Here is a 15676-nt window from a genome sequence, read left to right on the forward strand (position 1 = left end):
CCACGCCACCGTCGGCCGCCCCGGCGAGGGCACCTGCCCCCGATACAACCGGACCTGCTGCTGACGCTCCCGAACTCCCATCGACACCTCCACGATCGAGGTGTTGCGACGACCGCTTGAATCCGCCTTGAGAGCCTCTATCGGTGTGCAGGATGCAGCCGGCGACGTCGCCGCGGCGGGTGATCGCGTTCTCCAGGGCGGCGACGGCCAGGCGGGACTTCATCCTCGAGTCGATCGAGTAGCCGACGATCCGGTTGGAGTAGGCGTCCTTGATCGCGCACAGGTACAGCTTGCCTTCGCCGGTGCGGTGCTCGGTGATGTCGGCCAGCCACAGCTGGTTCGGGGCGTGCGCGGTGAAGACGTGCCGGGTCACGCCGTGCTTGTCAGTGACGGCGCACCGGTCCTCGTGGACCGGTGGGCCAGGCTTCTTCCCGTTCCGGGTGCGCTTCTTGCCGAACGCGGACCACCAGCCGTGCTGGGAGCAGATCGCCCACGCGGTCCGCTCGGCCATCACCTGTCCGGCGTCGACGGCTTCGTCGTGCAGGTACCGGTACCCGAACTCCGGGTCGTCGCGGTGGGCGTCGAACAGGGCGTTGGCGCGGTACGCCGCAACCATGTCGGCCCCGGTGACCGGCCCCTGGAGCCACCGGTAGTACGGCGCTCTCGCGATCTTCAGCACCCGGCACGTCACCGTCACGGGGATCCCGTCGGCGGCCAGCTCGCGGACGAGCGGGTACATCATTTTGGGCCGATGTTCGCCTGCGACAGGTACGCGGCAGCGCGGCGCAGCACCTCGTTCTCCTGCTCCAAGGTGCGGATCCGACGCTTGGCCTCGCGCAGCTCCGCGAGCTCCTCACGGCCGGGCCCCGAGCGGATCCCGGCATCTCGGTCGGCTTGGCTCATCCAGTTCGTCAGGCAGGACTCGGAGATCCCGAAGTCCTTCGCGACCTGCTTCAGCGTGACCCCGTCCTCGCGTTGACGGGCCACTCGCACGACGTCGTCGCGGAACTCCTGGGGGTAGGGCTTGGGCACGGGGACATCCTTCCAGCGGCGCCTCACGGCGCCACAGATCGGTTGTCACCTATCGGTGCAGCAGTCCCAATGTGTCGATCGTGGCTGTTAGAACGTGGACATGACGGAACCGGCTAAGGCGTCGCGCCACCAGAAGGTGAGCGCCGCAGCGCGACGGATGTTGGAAACGGGTGAATCGGGCCGTTTCGAGTTCAAGCGCGACGCGGACGCTGTGAGCCCCGGACTGTTGGCTGCCCTCGCCAACTGGGTCGCGGCCGATCCTGCACGCGACGTGGCGCACCTTCTGGTGGGTGTCGATGAGGTGGAAGATAAGGCCACTGGTCTCGTTAGGGGAGTGCCGTGCGGGCTCTCGAAGGGCCTTGACCGGGCAGTCGCACGCATACAGGACCTTGCCTCCAAGACCCGACCGATCCCCGTCGACGCCTTCATCGTGGAAGAAGGGGTTGCCGAGCAGGCGCCGTTTGTTCGGGTGGAGATTCGGCCAACAATGCCGCCGCATTTCGATGACCAGGGGCGCCGCCAGACACGACAAGGCCGCTCGACCCGTGCGCTGACAGACGATGAGCTGCTCAGCATCTACCTAGACCGCGAGGCCGGCAGCTTTGCTGTTCGATTCCGTCAGACCAGTGAGGAGCTGCAATCGGCCGTCGGAGCCGTCGGCAATCAGGTCGACCAGATCGCGGAGGCGATAGAGAAGAACATCGCCGACCCGATCCACCGCCTTACGGGAACGAGCGTTGAGGCGGCCGATGCCGCGCGATCGGCATCGTCCTCAGCTGAGTCGGCTGCTGCCTCGGCAGATTCCGTTGAGTACGAAGTCGGACACGTGCAGCAACTGGTTCGGGATCTGCACGATGTAGTCGAAGCGCTCCAGGACGACTCCTTGCAGAACCTGGCGCACAGGGTTCTGCGCCTCCGCCGAAAGGTCTGGTGGAACTTCACCGTCGACACGTGGGAGCACACCTCCAAGCGTGCTGACGACCTTGAAAGACGACTACGTCAGTTGTTGACGTCCGACGTGTCCTTAGACGCGGCTCGCAACAGCTGGGAGGTGAGGGTCTGGCAGGACCTGCTCAAGGATCGCAACGAGCAACGCACACAGCGCGGCACCCAGAAGTGGTGGAGCTCGGCAATCGCCGAGGTTGCGAGCTTCATGGAGGAGCCGGCGTATGCCGCGCCCGACCTACCTGATCTCCGAAGCGCACTGAAGGAAGACCTGGATCACGAACTCGACGATCCGGACAGCATCACGAGCCGATTCAGTGCGTTGCTCGGGGACGAGTAGGCGGGCGTCATCTGGACCGGAGGTCGTCAGTCCTCATCGCTCATGAACCCTTCGCCGTGCACAACACGTTCCCACTCGGCGCGGAGCATCGCCTCGCGATCTCGATCAAGTAGTTGCATGAGTTGCAGGAATGCGTCAACGCGGCCACGCGCCCAGTACTCCTGGTTCTCGTTGCCGGCGTCCCGGTTTTTCTCGAAGACATCGAACGTCATCGGCAGCTGTCGCGTCATGAACTCCGCCAGCTCATCGACGGTGATCTTCTCGTTCGCCATGTCTGTGAGCCTACGAAATGAGCGACAGCCTGCCGGTCGCCCTCGCCCTATGGTTCAGCTTCGGACCTCTGCATCCGACCGATCGGGGGGCTGGCTGAACTCGTGCGAGCGTGTCATCATGCCTGGCCCATCGAGCGCTTTCGGATGATCGCCCGCACGGTCTCGACGTGGACCCCGTACGCCCGGGCGAGCTCCTTCTTGAAGGCCCCGTTGCGGTGCCGCTACACCAGCTCAGCCTTCTGGGTGTCCGATAGGCGGACCTGCTGCTGCTTAGCCGAGACGGGCTCGCAGACGACTGCAGGCCGGCTGACCTGCGGCTTCTTCCCGTCGAGGATCTGCCGGAGGGCAGGAGAGGGGTTCGATAGTTGTCCTGTTAGGTCCACAGTGTGATGTCTCAGGACATCGCGGACTCCCCGAACCCTCAGGGTTCGGGGAGTCCTTGGTTTTGGGGCTGGTATCGGCGGGTGGTGTCGAGGGTGAGCTGGCGGATGAGCTCGCCGGTGGTGGTGTCGATGACGGTGATGTGCAGGCCGTGGACCAAGGCGGTGACGGTAGGCGGCGGCCGGGGTGCGCCGGCCCAGGGCACGGTGCAGCAGTCCCCGAGGCCGCGTGGAACCGGCGTGTTCGGCGCTAAAGGCGGGTGCTGTCCATGGCGGCGCGCAGGAGTGCGGAGATGGGGGTGGTCTGTTCGGTTGTGGCCCATGCGGTGATGGCGGCGTCGAGGCAGGCGAGCGCGGCGGCGAGGATCGCCGTCGGACGAGGATCGGTGTGGTCGGCAGGGTCGACCCCGATGCGGCGACAGATCTCGGGACGAAGTGCGTCGCGCCACGCGGAGTGTTTTTCGTGTTGGTAGGCGGCGAGGGCCGGCGTGGTCGCGGTCAGCGCGGCCAGTGGACGGGCCGGTTCGGGTGAGGCGTCGTACTGCTCGACGAGTGGTTCGAGAGCTCGATGCACTGCGGTCCACACAGGCTCGTCGCCCGGGCGCGCGCTGAGAGCGCTGCGCAATGTCTCGGCCGCTTCCTCGATATCGGTCAGCACAGCGTCCTCTTTGGAGGCGAAGTAGCGGAAGAAGGTGCTCCGAGAGATCTCGGCGGCGCTGCAAATGGCCTCCACGCTGATGGCCTCGTATCCCCGCTCGAGAACGAGGGTCCGGGCTGTGTTCGACACGTGCGCCTTGACTGCCTCACGGGCTACGGCTCGTGACCCTCCAGGCTGCTCTCGCGGTCCGCCCATCGTCGAATGGTACCGCATCCTGAGCATGATACAGTGTCCCACATTCGGTTAGATGTCTCGTTCGGGATGGGTGCGTCGTGGGTGAGAAGAAGGTTGTCGTGGTGACCGGGTCGAGTGACGGGATCGGTGCTGCTGCGGCCCGCAGGCTCGCCCGAGATGGCCACACTGTCGTGGTGGTGGGGAGGTCTCCCCAGAAGACAGCCGCCGTGGCACGCGAGGTCGGTGCCGACCACTTCGTTGCGGACTTCACTCGTCTCGACGACGTGCGGCATCTGGCCGAGGAACTGGACGCCGCGTATCCTCGCCTCGACGTCCTCGCCAACAACGCTGGCGGTGTCTTCGGGGATCGGGCAAAGACCGTCGACGGATTCGAGAAGACCTTCCAGATCAACCACCTCGCACCGTTCCTGCTCACCACCTTGCTGATGCGGAAGCTCATCGCTTCTCGCGCATCGGTGATTCAGACCACGACACTGCACGGCGGCCTGGAGCGCACCCTCGATATCGCCGACCTGAATATGGACAGGAACTACAGCCCGGTTCGCGCGTACAGTGCGGCGAAGCTGGAAAATGTCCTGTTCACCAAAGAGCTCCACCGCCGTTATCACGCCCAAGGCATCTCGTCCGCAGCGTTCTACCCCGGTAATGTCGCCACCAGCTTCGGGTCCGAGACCACGAGCCGGTTGATGAAGTTCCTCGCGACCAACCGGCTTTCCCGGGCTGTGCTGCTGACAACTCCCGACAAGGGCGCGGAGCAACTGGTCTGGCTCACCGGCGGGCGGCCGGGGATCGACTGGGCTTCGGGCGAGTTTTACGCGAAGAAGACCCCTGGCAAAGGACTCAACCCCCTCGCGAACGACGTCGACCTCGCCCGCCGACTCTGGGAACGCTCCGAGCAACTCATCGGCTGAGGACGCGCTCCCCCGGGCGCGGGTGTCGAAGGCGGCGAGCTCTGCCGGGTGGAGTTGGTGCCGGACGACGAAGCTGCGGTCCTTGATCCGCCACAGGCCATGCCCGGGTGCCGAGCGACGGGAGCCGCTTCCCGCCGCAGGCGGCCGCCGACCGCCTCACGACCCGCGAGCTGGTCGACAGCTCTGCGCAAGCACGTCGCCGGCTTGGCCAGCCTGTCGCGGTAGGTGGCCGCCACGCACGTCAACGGGCAGCTCACCATCGTCCTCGTCGGCTATCGCGCCCGAGAGGGCCGCGTGGAGCGGCGTCACACCGGGGGTGGGGGAGAGGTGTCGAAGGCATGCACGACGGCGACCATGTCCTGCGAGCCGTGCCCGCGCCGCACCGCCTCGGCGTACAGCGCCTCGCAGGCGCTGCTCAGCGGTGTGCGCAGCTCCCGGTCGGCAGCCTCTCGGAGGATGAGGGCGGCGTTGCGGTGGGCATCGGTGACGGCGGCCTGGGCGTCGAAGTCGTCGGCCACGAGCTTGGCCGCCTTGAGCTTCGAGATGGGCGAGGCCATCTGGCCGGAGTCCAGGATGCTGCGCAGCACCTCGCCGTCGACCCCGCAGCGTCGGGCGAAGTGGAACGCCTCCCCGAGGCCGGTGACGAGGGCGAGCAGGAACACGTTGACGGCGAGCTTGGTCGTGGTCCCCGACGGGACGGGCCCGCACGAGACGGACTCTGCGCACATCGGGGCCAGCAGGGGGGCGACCCGCTGCACGTCCGTCGGCGCACCGGCCAGCATCGCGACCAGCGTCCCCTCCTCGGCGGGTCGACGGGAGCCGGACACCGGCGCCTCGACGTAGCGCCCACCCGCCTGCTCGACCTCCTCGGCCAGGCCCGCGGAGTAGCCGGGGGCCAGCGTGGAGAGGTTGACGACGGTGTGGCCGGCAACGAGGGTGGCCAGCCGGCCGTCGGCCCGGCCCAGCACGTCGTCGACGGCCGTCTCGTCGCGCAGCATCAGCAGGACCGTCCGGCACTGCGCGAACACCTCGGCGACCTCGCGTGCGTCTCTGACGTCGGCCAGGCTCAGCTCCCGGTCCTCCTTCGGCGTGCGGTTCCACACCGTCAGGGGGAGCCCGCTCGCGGCCAGCCGGCGCGCCATGGGCAGGCCCATGATGCCCAGGCCGACGAAGCCCACGCGCTCCGAGGGGGCCGGGTCGCCCACGAGCTGCTTCTCGAACCAGTGGTGGGCGTAGGGCTCGTCGTCGAACGGAGCGACCTCGTGGTAGCCCGCCGACCGGTACAGACCGACCGCCTCGGTCAAGGCGCGGTTGGTCTCGAGGCGGACGAGCCGCGCACCGAGACCGGCGGCGGCCTCCTCGGCCGCGTGCACGAGCCGACGGCCGACGCCGAGGCCGCGCACGGCGGAGGAGACCCAGAGCCGGCGAAGCCGAGCCGCGCCGTCCGGCGCCACGGTCACGCCCACGCACCCGACGACCTCGTCGTGGGAGGTCGCGGTCAGGAACCGACCTCGGGGCGGGCGGAACGCCTCGTCGCGGGTCGGAGCGCTCCGGCCGGGGTCGAAGCCGCCCTCGAACCGCTGCTCGAGCGTCGAGTGGTAGGCGGCGACGGCCTCCCGTGCCCGTGGCTGGGCCGGGTCGGCCGGGCCGATGGAGACCGCGGACGCGGCGAACAGACGCTGCACCGTGGAGGCCGCGTCGGTCAGCTCCGCGCGCTGGCGCGGGGTCAGCGGAGCGAGGATCGACTCGACGAGCTCGTCGGAGCGCTCGTCGAGCACGTCCCGCTCGGCGAGCCCTCGAGCCGTCAGGGTCGCTCGTCGGACCCGCCGGTCGCCCGGCGACGCCGAGACCTCGACCAGGCCTTCGTCCTCCAGCGTGCGCAGCTGTCTGCTCAGGTACCCCGAGTCGAGGCCGAGCCGCACGCGCAGCGTGCGGACGTCGAGCCCGTCGGGGCCGATCTCCCACAGCAGCCGGTCCAGGCCGAGCGAGCGGCCGCGCGCCAGGTAGTGCTCCTCCAGCGCACCGAGCCGCTCGGTGACGGTGCGGTTGAACAGGCGGACCGTCGCGGTCTGGTCGCGGGACGTCATACCTCTGACTGTAGTCAGAGGTACCGTCGGCTGTCGTCCGCCCGGCTCGCGCCACGCGGCGTGCGAGGGTGGGTGCATGGCATCTGCGCAGTCGCTCGGCGAGACCCACCGCCGCCTCGTCGCGCTCTGGGCGGCGGACTGCGCGCAGCACGTCCTACCGCTCTTCGAAGCCGACGCCCCGGGGGAGGGCCGGGCCCGTGACGGCATCGACCGTGCCCGGGCGTTCGGCCGCGGCGAGCTGGACACGGCGGGGGAGATCCGCCGGCGGTTCCTCGCGGGCCGGGCCGCCGGCTCGGCGAGCGCGCCGGCGGCAGTCGCCGCGGCCCGCTCGGCCGGGCAGGCCTCGGGGGTCGCGCACATGGGCGCGCACGCGCTGGGCGCCGCCGCCTACGCCGCCAAGGCCGCCGCTCTCGCGGCGAGCGACCAGGAGGCGGGCCGGCGTGCCGAGGTGCGGTGGCAGCTGGGCCGGATGACCACCGAGGTCCGCAAGGCCCTCGCCCTCCTGCCACGGCTCGGCGAGGACCCCTCCGGGCCGCTCGGCCGGGGGCTGCTGACCTCCGGGATGCTCGCGGTCACGATCCGCGAGATCCAGGCCGACCTCGCCCACCCGCCGGCGGCCGGCTGACCCGTCCACCGCGGCCCGTGTCTTGACAGGTTCAAGACAGGCCGTCATCGTGGTCGCATGGTTCATCCACCGGACCTCCAGCAGCTGCTGCGCGCCGCCGGGCTCCGGGTGACCCGCCCCCGGCTGGAGGTCCTCACCGCCGTCCACGCCCACCCGCACGCCGAGGCGGGCGCCATCCTGGCCGCCGTGCGCGAGCCGCTGCCGTCGGTCTCCCACCAGGCCGTGTACGACTCGCTGCACACCCTCACCGACGCCGGCCTGGTCCGTGCCATCCGCCCGGCCGGCTCGGCCACCCGCTACGAGGCGCGCGTCGGGGACAACCACCACCACGTCGTGTGCCGCACGTGTGGCGCCGTCGCCGACGTCGACTGCGCCGTCGGCGACACCCCGTGCCTCACCGCCTCGAGCGACCACGGCTTCGCGATCGAGGAGGCCGAGGTCGTGTACTGGGGCACCTGCCCCGACTGCGCCGCGCGCGCGAGCGCCTGACCCGACGTCCGCGACCCACGAGCACCCGAAGACCACCGCACCACCACCGAACAGGAGATGGACCGACGTGACCGACCAGCAGCACGGCGTGACCGAGCAGGGGAGCGAGAGCGAGAACCCGGCGATCCCGTCGCCGACCCCCGTCCCCGGGCGCCGCCCGCGGACGAACCAGGACTGGTGGCCCGACCAGCTCGACCTGCAGGTCCTGCACACGAACAGCGACAAGGCCAACCCGCTCGGTGCCTCCTTCGACTACGCCGAGGCCTTCGCGGGGCTCGACGTCGAGGCACTCAAGGCCGACATCGTCGAGGTCATGCGCACCTCCCAGGACTGGTGGCCGGCCGACTTCGGTCACTACGGGCCGCTGTTCATCCGGATGAGCTGGCACTCCGCCGGCACCTACCGCATCGAGGACGGGCGCGGTGGTGGCGGCCGGGGCCAGCAGCGCTTCGCGCCGCTGAACTCCTGGCCGGACAACGCCAACCTCGACAAGGCGCGCCGGCTGCTGTGGCCGGTCAAGCAGAAGTACGGCCAGCGCATCTCCTGGGCCGACCTGCTCGTCTTCGCCGGCAACGTCGCCCTCGAGGACATGGGCTTCGAGACCTTCGGGTTCGGCTTCGGGCGCACCGACGTGTGGGAGCCCGAGGAGGTCAACTGGGGTACCGAGGACACCTGGCTCGGCGACGAGCGCTACAGCGGGGAGCGCGACCTGGCCAACCCGCTCGGCGCGGTCCAGATGGGCCTGATCTACGTCAACCCCGAGGGGCCGGGCGGCGAGCCGGACCCGCTCAAGGCGGCCCGGGACATCCGCGAGACCTTCGCCCGGATGGCGATGAACGACGAGGAGACCGTCGCCCTCATCGCCGGGGGGCACAGCTTCGGCAAGACCCACGGCGCCGGTGACCCCGACCTCGTCGGCGCCGAGCCCGAGGGCTGCCCGGTGCACTCCATGGGCCTGGGCTGGAAGAGCGAGTACGGCAGCGGCAAGGGCCGGGACGCCATCACCTCCGGGCTCGAGGTCACCTGGACCCAGACGCCCACCCAGTGGTCGACGAAGTTCTTCGACAACCTCTTCGGCTTCGAGTGGGAGCTGACCAAGAGCCCCGCCGGTGCGTGGCAGTGGCAGCCGAAGGACGGCGCCGGGGCCAACACCGTGCCCGACCCCGAGGACGGCTCGCTGAGCCGGCCGCCGACGATGCTCACCACCGACCTCGCCCTGCGCTTCGACCCGCAGTACGAGCAGATCTCCCGCCGCTTCCACGAGGACCCCGAGGCCTTCCGCCTCGCCTTCGCCAAGGCCTGGTACAAGCTGCTCCACCGCGACATGGGCCCGGTGACGCGCTACCTCGGGCCCTGGGTCCCCGAGCCCCAGCTGTGGCAGGACCCGGTCCCCGCGCCATCGGGCGAGCCGCTCACCGACGAGGACGTCGCGGCGCTCAAGGACGCGCTGCTCGCCTCCGGGCTCACCGTCCAGCAGCTGGTCAAGACGGCCTGGGCCTCGGCGGCCTCCTTCCGCAAGACCGACATGCGAGGCGGCGCCAACGGCGCGCGGCTCGCTCTCGAGCCGCAGCGCTCGTGGGAGGTCAACGAGCCGGCCGAGCTCGCCACCGTCCTGGAGACCCTGCGGCGGGTCAAGCAGGAGTTCGACGACGCGGGCGGGCGCACCGTCTCGCTCGCCGACCTCATCGTCCTCGGCGGCTCGGCCGGGATCGAGCAGGCCGCCCGCGCGGCCGGGCGCGAGGTCACCGTCCCCTTCACCCCGGGGCGCACCGACGCCACCCAGGAGAGCACCGACGTCGACTCCTTCGCGGTCCTCGAGCCGCGAGCCGACGGGTTCCGTGGGTACCTGCGTGCGGGCGAGAAGGCCCGTCCGGAGGCCCTGCTCCTCGAGCGGGCCAACCTCCTCGGACTCACCGCGCCCCAGATGACGGTGCTCGTCGGCGGCCTGCGGGCCCTCGGGGCCACCGTCGGCGGCAGCACGGTCGGGGTGCTCACCGACCGGCCGGGGCAGCTGACCAACGACGTGTTCGCCACGCTGCTCGCGCCGGGGCTGACCTGGTCGACCTCGGCGAGCGCCGAGAACGTCTACGACAGCAGTGACGGACGCTGGAGCGCCAGCGCGGCCGAGCTCGTCCTCGGCTCGCACGCCCAGCTGCGCGCCATCGCGGAGGTGTACGGCAGCGTCGACGGCGAGGACCGCTTCGTCGAGGACTTCGTCGCCGCCTGGGTCCAGGTCATGGAGAACGACCGCTTCGACCTGCACCGCTGAGCCCGCGGGCTCCCACCCACGGGCCGGCCTCCTCGCGGGGGCCGGCCCGTGGGCGTCCCGGGGGCCGCTCAGGCGGGCCAGACCCCGCTGCTGCCGCGGCGGTGGCTGCCCACGAGGTGGGTGTCGACGATGCCGACCGCCTCCATGAGCGCGAACATCGTCGTCGGCCCGACGAAGACGAACCCCTTGGCCTTGAGCGCCCGCGAGAGTGCCGCCGACTCCGGGGAGGTCGTCGGTACCTCGGCGGGGGTCCGGGGGCGCGGCGTGCGGTCCGGTGCGAAGGACCACACGAGGCGGGCGAGGTCGCCCTCGGGGTCGGTGCGCAGCGCGAGGGTGGCCCGGGCGTTGGTCACCGTCGCGTGCACCTTGGCCCGGTTGCGCACGATGCCGGGGTCGGCGAGCAGCCGCCGCAGGTCCTGCTCGTCGTAGCCGGCGACCCGCTCGGGGTCGAAGCCGTCGAACGCGCTGCGGAAGGCGGGGCGCTTGCGCAGGATCGTCGCCCACGACAGCCCCGCCTGGAACGCCTCGAGGCTCAGCCGCTCGAACATCCCGCGCTCGTCGCGGACCGGCATCCCCCACTCACGGTCGTAGTACTCGCGCAGCAGGGGGTCGGTGGCGGCCCACGGTGGGCGGGCACGGCCGTCCTCGCCGACGACGAGCCCCGGCTCGCTCACGGCCACCTCCCGGGCGGGCGTCGCGGGCGCCCCGCGCTCATCCGGCGGCGAGCGCGGCCCGGACCTCGTCGGCGAGGGCCGCCGGCTCGGTGTTCGGGCCCCAGCGGCCGAGGACCGCGCCGTCCCGCCCGAGGAGGAACTTCGTGAAGTTCCACTTCACCCGGCCGCCGAGGACGCCCTTGCGCTCGGACTTCAGCCAGCGGAAGAGCGGATGGGTCTGGGGGCCGTTGACGTCGACCTTGGCGAACATCGGGAAGCTGACCCCGTAGTTGAGCTGGCAGAACTGCCCGATCTCGTCCTCGGTTCCCGGCTCCTGGCCGGCGAACTGGTTGCACGGGAAGCCCAGGACGACGAAGCCCTCGTCCTTGAGCTCGTCGTAGAGCGACTGCAGGCCGGCGTACTGAGGGGTGAAGCCGCACTTGCTCGCGGTGTTGACGACGAGGACGACGTCGCCCGCGTACTCGGACAGGCTGCGCTCCTCGCCCTGAAGGGTCGTCGCGGTGAAGTCCGACAGGGTGCTCATGCCCCCAATCGTCGCACGCGGCCCCGACGGGCGGCGGCCCCGTCGGGCGGCGGCGCCGCCGGGCCGCGTCAGCCGTGACGGACCGCCGCCAGCGCCTCCACTGCCTCGGCGAGGGCGGCCAGGCCCGTCGGCTGCGCGCCGGGGGCCAAGGGGGCGTCGAGGGCGAAGCCCATGAACGCGGCGTCGACGAGCCCGGCCACCCCCTCGAGGTGGTCCTCGGGCACGCCGGAGGCCGCGAGGTGGTCACGGACGGCGGCCAGCCACCGGGCGTTGGTCGCGGCCACCGCCGAGGCGTACGGCTCCTCGCCGAAGACCCCGAGCGTGGAGGCCTCGACGTACAGGCGCTCGCACCGGCTCTGCTGCGGCGCCGAGCGCAGCCGCCACTGGTCGAGGACCGCCCGGCCGGCGGAGGGGGAGGCCGGCAGCGCCTGCAGCTGCGCGAGCGCCCGGTGGGTGGAGCAGCGAATGACGGCGACGACGAGCTCGTCCTTGGACCCGAGGTGGTACAGGAGCATCCGGTCGCTCGTCCCGAGCGCCGCGGCGAGCGGCCGCAGGCTCAGCCCGACGAGGCCGTGCTCGAGGACGTAGTCGGTCGCGCGCTCGACGAGGTCCTCCCGGCGGTCCACGAGAGATGAGTGTAGCGGCTGCTACAGTGTCCATGTAGCACCTGCTACATCGACGCCGCCCGGAGACCGCCGATGCCCGCCTTCCTCCTGCTGCTGCTCGCCATCGCCGTCGAGGTCAGCGCGACCGCCGCCCTGCCGCGCGCGCGGGGCTTCACCGACCTCGGGTGGAGCCTCGCCGTCGTCGCCGGCTACGTCCTGTCGATCTGGCTGCTCACGCTCGTCGTCCGGTGGATGGAGGTCTCGGTCGCCTACGCGGTGTGGTCCGGGCTCGGCACCGCGGCGATCGCCGTGGTCGGCTACCTCTGGCTCGGGGAGCCCCTCGGGCCGGCCAAGCTCGCGGGCATCGCGCTCATCGTCGCCGGGGTCGTCCTGCTCAACCTCCAGGGCGCGGCCCACTGAGCCGGACGCGGCGCGGGCGGCCCGCGGCGCTGCGCTACCCTGACCCCGTGACGAGTTCCCTGCTCCTTGCGTAGCCGCGCCGGCCACCCGACCCGCGCGGCGACCCCTCCTGTGCGAGGGGTTTTTTCATGGCCGCAGGACGCAACGACGACGAGGACGAGATGAGCGAGACCCCGCACCGCTACACCGCCGAGCTGGCCGGGACGATCGAGGTGGCCTGGCAGGACCGCTGGGCCGAGCGCGGCACCTTCCACGCCCCGAACCCCGCGGGCCCCTGGGGCGACCCGCAGGCCGTGGCCGGGTACTCCGCCGGGCACCTGCTCGTCCTCGACATGTTCCCCTACCCCAGCGGCGCCGGCCTGCACGTCGGCCACCCGCTCGGCTACATCGCCACCGACGTCTACGCCCGCTTCCACCGGATGCTCGGGCGCAACGTCCTGCACTGCCTCGGCTACGACGCCTTCGGCCTGCCCGCGGAGCAGTACGCCGTCCAGACCGGGCAGCACCCGAGGAAGACCACCGAGGAGAACATCACGATCATGGCGCGCCAGCTGCGCCGCCTCGGCCTCGGCCACGACGACCGCCGCGCCATCCGCACCATCGACCCGGACTACTACCGCTGGACGCAGTGGATCTTCCTGCAGATCTTCAACGCGTGGTACGACCCGGACGCCCCGCGCGAGGACGGCGGCACCGGGCGCGCCCGGCCGATCGAGGAGCTCGTCGAGCAGTACCGCCGCGGGGAGCGCTCCCTGCCGGCCGAGGACGGGCGCGGCTGGGAGGACCTCTCGCACGTCGAGCGCGCCGAGATCCTCGACGCCCACCGGCTCGTGCAGTCCCTCGAGGCCACCGTCAACTGGTGCCCGGGGCTCGGCACCGTCCTGGCCAACGAGGAGGTCACCAACGAGGGCCGCTCCGACCGCGGCAACTTCCCGGTCTTCCGGCGCAACCTGCGCCAGTGGGTCATGCGGATCACCGAGTACGCCGACCGGCTCGCCGACGACCTCGACCGGGTGAACTGGCCCGAGAAGGTCAAGACGATGCAGCGCAACTGGATCGGCCGCAGCCAGGGTGCCCACGTCACCTTCCCGCTGGCCGACGCCGCCTCCGGGCCCGGCATCGAGGTGTTCACCACCCGTCCCGACACCCTCTTCGGCGCGACGTTCATGGTGCTGGCCCCCGAGCATCCCCTGCTCGAGGCCCTCGTCCCGGACGGCGGGTGGCCTGCGGGCACCCGCGAGGCCTGGACCGCCGGCGCCGAGAGCCCGCGCGCGGCCGTCGAGGCCTACCGCGCCGCGGCGGCGGCCAAGACCGACCTCGAGCGGCAGGCCGAGGGCAAGGCCAAGACGGGCGTCTTCACCGGCGGCTGGGCGACCAACCCGGTCACCGGGGCCCGCATCCCGGTCTTCGTCGCCGACTACGTGCTCATGGGCTACGGCACCGGGGCGATCATGGCCGTCCCCGCCCAGGACGAGCGCGACTGGGACTTCGCCACGGCCTACGAGCTGCCCATCGTGCGCACCGTGCAGCCACCGGCGGGCCACGACGAGTCCACCGCGTTCACCGGCGACGGGCCGGCGGTCAACTCCACCAACGACGAGCTCAGCCTCGACGGTCTCGGCGTCGCCGACGCCAAGGAGCGGATGACCGCCTGGCTGGAGGAGAAGGGCCTCGGGCGCGGCGCGGTCACCTACAAGCTGCGCGACTGGCTCTTCGCCCGTCAGCGCTACTGGGGCGAGCCGTTCCCCGTCGTCTTCGACGAGGACGGCATCGCCTACGGCGTGCCCGAGGACCAGCTGCCGGTCGAGCTCCCGGACGTGCCCGACTACAGCCCCCGGGTCTACGACCCCGAGGACGCCGAGAGCGAGCCCGAGCCGCCGCTGGCCCGCGACCGCGACTGGGTCGAGGTCGAGCTCGACCTCGGCGACGGCCGCGGGCGGCGCCGCTTCCGCCGGGACACCAACGTCATGCCGCAGTGGGCGGGCTCGTGCTGGTACTACCTGCGCTACCTCGACCCGGCCAACGCCGAGGCCCTCGTCGACCCCGAGAACGAGTCGTACTGGATGGGCCCGCGCGAGCAGCCGGTCGCCGGCGCCCCGACGGGCACCCGTGACCCCGGCGGCGTCGACCTGTACGTCGGCGGGGTCGAGCACGCCGTCCTCCACCTGCTCTACGCACGGTTCTGGCACAAGGTGCTCCACGACCTCGGGCACCTCTCCTCCGACGAGCCGTTCCGCACGTACTTCGCCCAGGGGTACATCCAGGCGCCGGCCTACACCGACGAGCGCGGCCAGTACGTCGAGGCCTCCGCCGTCGAGGAGGAGGTGGGCGAGGACGGCCAGGTGACCTTCACCTACGCGGGCCGGCCGGTCACCCGTGAGTTCGGCAAGATCGGCAAGTCGCTGAAGAACATGGTCAGCCCGGACGACATGTACGCCGCCTACGGCGCCGACACCTTCCGCCTCTACGAGATGGGCATGGGGCCCCTCGAGCAGAGCAAGCCGTGGGACACCCGGGCGGTCGTCGGCAGCCAGCGGTTCCTGCAGCGGCTGTGGCGCAACGTCGTCGACGAGGAGACCGGCGCGCTGCGGGTGCTCGAGGAGGCTCCGGACGCGCAGACCGCCAGGGTGCTGCACCGGACCATCGACGCCGTGCGCACCGACCTCGGCGAGCTCGGCTTCAACACCGCCATCGCCCGGCTCACCGAGCTGAACAACGCCCTGACCAAGCTCGAGGCCGGGGTGCCGCGCGAGGCCGCCGAAGCGCTCGTCCTCATGGTCGCCCCGCTCGCGCCCCACATCGCCGAGGAGCTGTGGATGCGGATGGGCCACCCGGACTCGCTGGCCCACGAGCCGTTCCCGGTGGCCGACCCCGCGCTGCTCGTCGACGAGACGGTCACCTGCGTGGTCCAGGTGCGGGGCAAGGTGCGCGACCGGCTCGAGGTGCCGAGCGACATCGCCGAGGACGCGCTGCGCGAGCTGGCGCTCGCCAGCCCCAAGGTGCAGGCGAGCCTGGACAACGGCGTGCGCACCGTGATCGTGCGTGCCCCCAAGCTCGTCAACGTCGTCCCGGCCTGACCCGGGGAGCCCCGGCCGGGGCCCCACGCCCTCGGCGACGGGCCCAGGGCGGGGCCGCCCGGGATGCGGATTCCGTGGGCTGGCGTCGGGTGCGGGCACGGATCGAAACATGATCGTCACGCGAAACCGTTGCGAACCGGGGGTCGAGTCGGGTTGAATCGCCGGAACCCGCAC

15 protein-coding genes and 1 pseudogene are annotated in these 15676 nt (G+C 71.3%); 7 read left to right on the forward strand and 9 right to left on the reverse strand.

What is annotated here, in order from left to right:
* Positions 1–157 precede the first annotated feature (157 nt).
* Together G8D98_RS15670 and G8D98_RS13350 are read right to left on the reverse strand one after the other, a co-directional pair.
* Positions 158–742, reverse strand: a pseudogene (locus G8D98_RS15670) (DDE-type integrase/transposase/recombinase); the annotation flags it as partial.
* The gene (locus G8D98_RS13350) at positions 739–1032 is read right to left on the reverse strand and encodes a transposase (RefSeq protein WP_166104311.1); all 294 of its coding nucleotides are present in this window, start codon (positions 1030–1032) and stop codon (positions 739–741) included. The gene G8D98_RS13350 and the pseudogene G8D98_RS15670, both read right to left, overlap by 4 nt.
* A gap of 100 nt (positions 1033–1132) precedes the next feature.
* Between G8D98_RS13350 and G8D98_RS13355 the strand changes: the two genes are divergently transcribed.
* Complete coding sequence (locus G8D98_RS13355) at positions 1133–2317, forward strand: AlbA family DNA-binding domain-containing protein (RefSeq protein WP_166104313.1); 1185 nt, start codon at positions 1133–1135, stop codon at positions 2315–2317.
* A 26-nt stretch (positions 2318–2343) separates the two neighbouring features.
* On the opposite strand, the gene G8D98_RS13360 is transcribed toward G8D98_RS13355, so the two are convergent.
* The 3 genes from G8D98_RS13360 to G8D98_RS13370 form a co-directional block, all read right to left on the reverse strand.
* On the reverse strand, positions 2344–2589 hold the full coding sequence (locus G8D98_RS13360; RefSeq protein WP_166104316.1) for a hypothetical protein: 246 nt from the start codon (positions 2587–2589) through the stop codon (positions 2344–2346).
* A gap of 421 nt (positions 2590–3010) precedes the next feature.
* Positions 3011–3130: a flagellar protein FlaG gene (locus tag G8D98_RS15555; RefSeq protein ID WP_166104319.1), complete on the reverse strand. Its 120-nt coding sequence runs from the start codon at positions 3128–3130 to the stop codon at positions 3011–3013.
* 89 nt (positions 3131–3219) lie between these two features.
* On the reverse strand, positions 3220–3756 hold the full coding sequence (locus G8D98_RS13370) for a TetR family transcriptional regulator (RefSeq protein WP_166104321.1): 537 nt from the start codon (positions 3754–3756) through the stop codon (positions 3220–3222).
* 143 nt (positions 3757–3899) lie between these two features.
* Here G8D98_RS13370 and G8D98_RS13375 point away from each other — a divergent pair, with 143 nt between their 5' ends.
* Entirely contained in the window at positions 3900–4733 is an 834-nt protein-coding gene (locus G8D98_RS13375; protein WP_166104324.1) for an SDR family NAD(P)-dependent oxidoreductase, read from the forward strand.
* Positions 4734–5038: 305 nt separating this feature from the next.
* On the opposite strand, the gene G8D98_RS13385 is transcribed toward G8D98_RS13375, so the two are convergent.
* Entirely contained in the window at positions 5039–6820 is a 1782-nt protein-coding gene (locus tag G8D98_RS13385; RefSeq protein WP_166104326.1) for a GNAT family N-acetyltransferase, read from the reverse strand.
* 76 nt (positions 6821–6896) lie between these two features.
* Between G8D98_RS13385 and G8D98_RS13390 the strand changes: the two genes are divergently transcribed.
* The 3 genes from G8D98_RS13390 (at position 6897) to katG (ending at position 10203) form a co-directional block, all read left to right on the forward strand.
* Positions 6897–7445, forward strand: coding sequence for a putative immunity protein (locus G8D98_RS13390; protein WP_166104329.1), 549 nt, complete (start codon positions 6897–6899; stop codon positions 7443–7445).
* A 57-nt stretch (positions 7446–7502) separates the two neighbouring features.
* On the forward strand, positions 7503–7934 hold the full coding sequence (locus G8D98_RS13395; protein ID WP_166104331.1) for a Fur family transcriptional regulator: 432 nt from the start codon (positions 7503–7505) through the stop codon (positions 7932–7934).
* A gap of 67 nt (positions 7935–8001) precedes the next feature.
* Positions 8002–10203: a catalase/peroxidase HPI gene (gene katG, locus G8D98_RS13400; protein WP_166104333.1), complete on the forward strand. Its 2202-nt coding sequence runs from the start codon at positions 8002–8004 to the stop codon at positions 10201–10203.
* Between the two features lie 68 nt (positions 10204–10271).
* Here katG and G8D98_RS13405 read toward each other — a convergent pair whose 3' ends face one another.
* The 3 genes from G8D98_RS13405 to G8D98_RS13415 all read right to left on the reverse strand — a co-directional run bounded on the left by G8D98_RS13405 (position 10272) and on the right by G8D98_RS13415 (position 12026).
* Entirely contained in the window at positions 10272–10877 is a 606-nt protein-coding gene (locus G8D98_RS13405; protein WP_166104336.1) for a DNA-3-methyladenine glycosylase I, read from the reverse strand.
* A gap of 37 nt (positions 10878–10914) precedes the next feature.
* On the reverse strand, positions 10915–11400 hold the full coding sequence (locus G8D98_RS13410; protein WP_166104338.1) for a glutathione peroxidase: 486 nt from the start codon (positions 11398–11400) through the stop codon (positions 10915–10917).
* A 68-nt stretch (positions 11401–11468) separates the two neighbouring features.
* On the reverse strand, positions 11469–12026 hold the full coding sequence (locus tag G8D98_RS13415; RefSeq protein ID WP_166104341.1) for a TetR/AcrR family transcriptional regulator: 558 nt from the start codon (positions 12024–12026) through the stop codon (positions 11469–11471).
* Positions 12027–12098: 72 nt separating this feature from the next.
* On the opposite strand from G8D98_RS13415, the gene G8D98_RS13420 reads away from it, so the two are divergent.
* Both G8D98_RS13420 and leuS read left to right on the forward strand, forming a co-directional pair.
* Entirely contained in the window at positions 12099–12425 is a 327-nt protein-coding gene (locus tag G8D98_RS13420) for a DMT family transporter (protein WP_166104343.1), read from the forward strand.
* Positions 12426–12586: 161 nt separating this feature from the next.
* The gene (gene leuS, locus G8D98_RS13425) at positions 12587–15502 is read left to right on the forward strand and encodes a leucine--tRNA ligase (protein WP_166104477.1); all 2916 of its coding nucleotides are present in this window, start codon (positions 12587–12589) and stop codon (positions 15500–15502) included.
* Positions 15503–15676: the final 174 nt, after the last annotated feature.

Source organism: Phycicoccus endophyticus (assembly GCF_011326735.1).
Lineage (GTDB): Bacteria > Actinomycetota > Actinomycetes > Actinomycetales > Dermatophilaceae > Phycicoccus > Phycicoccus endophyticus.

What these genes read in the sequence shown, in the direction of transcription:
- G8D98_RS13355 (WP_166104313.1), top strand. Translation starts at nt 1,133, where the DNA reads ATGACGGAACCGGCTAAGGCGTCGCGCCACCAGAAGGTGAGCGCCGCA.
- G8D98_RS13360 (WP_166104316.1), bottom strand. Translation starts at nt 2,589, where the DNA reads ATGGCGAACGAGAAGATCACCGTCGATGAGCTGGCGGAGTTCATGACG.
- G8D98_RS13385 (WP_166104326.1), bottom strand. Translation starts at nt 6,820, where the DNA reads ATGACGTCCCGCGACCAGACCGCGACGGTCCGCCTGTTCAACCGCACC.
- G8D98_RS13390 (WP_166104329.1), top strand. Translation starts at nt 6,897, where the DNA reads ATGGCATCTGCGCAGTCGCTCGGCGAGACCCACCGCCGCCTCGTCGCG.
- G8D98_RS13395 (WP_166104331.1), top strand. Translation starts at nt 7,503, where the DNA reads ATGGTTCATCCACCGGACCTCCAGCAGCTGCTGCGCGCCGCCGGGCTC.
- G8D98_RS13410 (WP_166104338.1), bottom strand. Translation starts at nt 11,400, where the DNA reads ATGAGCACCCTGTCGGACTTCACCGCGACGACCCTTCAGGGCGAGGAG.
- G8D98_RS13420 (WP_166104343.1), top strand. Translation starts at nt 12,099, where the DNA reads ATGCCCGCCTTCCTCCTGCTGCTGCTCGCCATCGCCGTCGAGGTCAGC.
- leuS (WP_166104477.1), top strand. Translation starts at nt 12,587, where the DNA reads ATGAGCGAGACCCCGCACCGCTACACCGCCGAGCTGGCCGGGACGATC.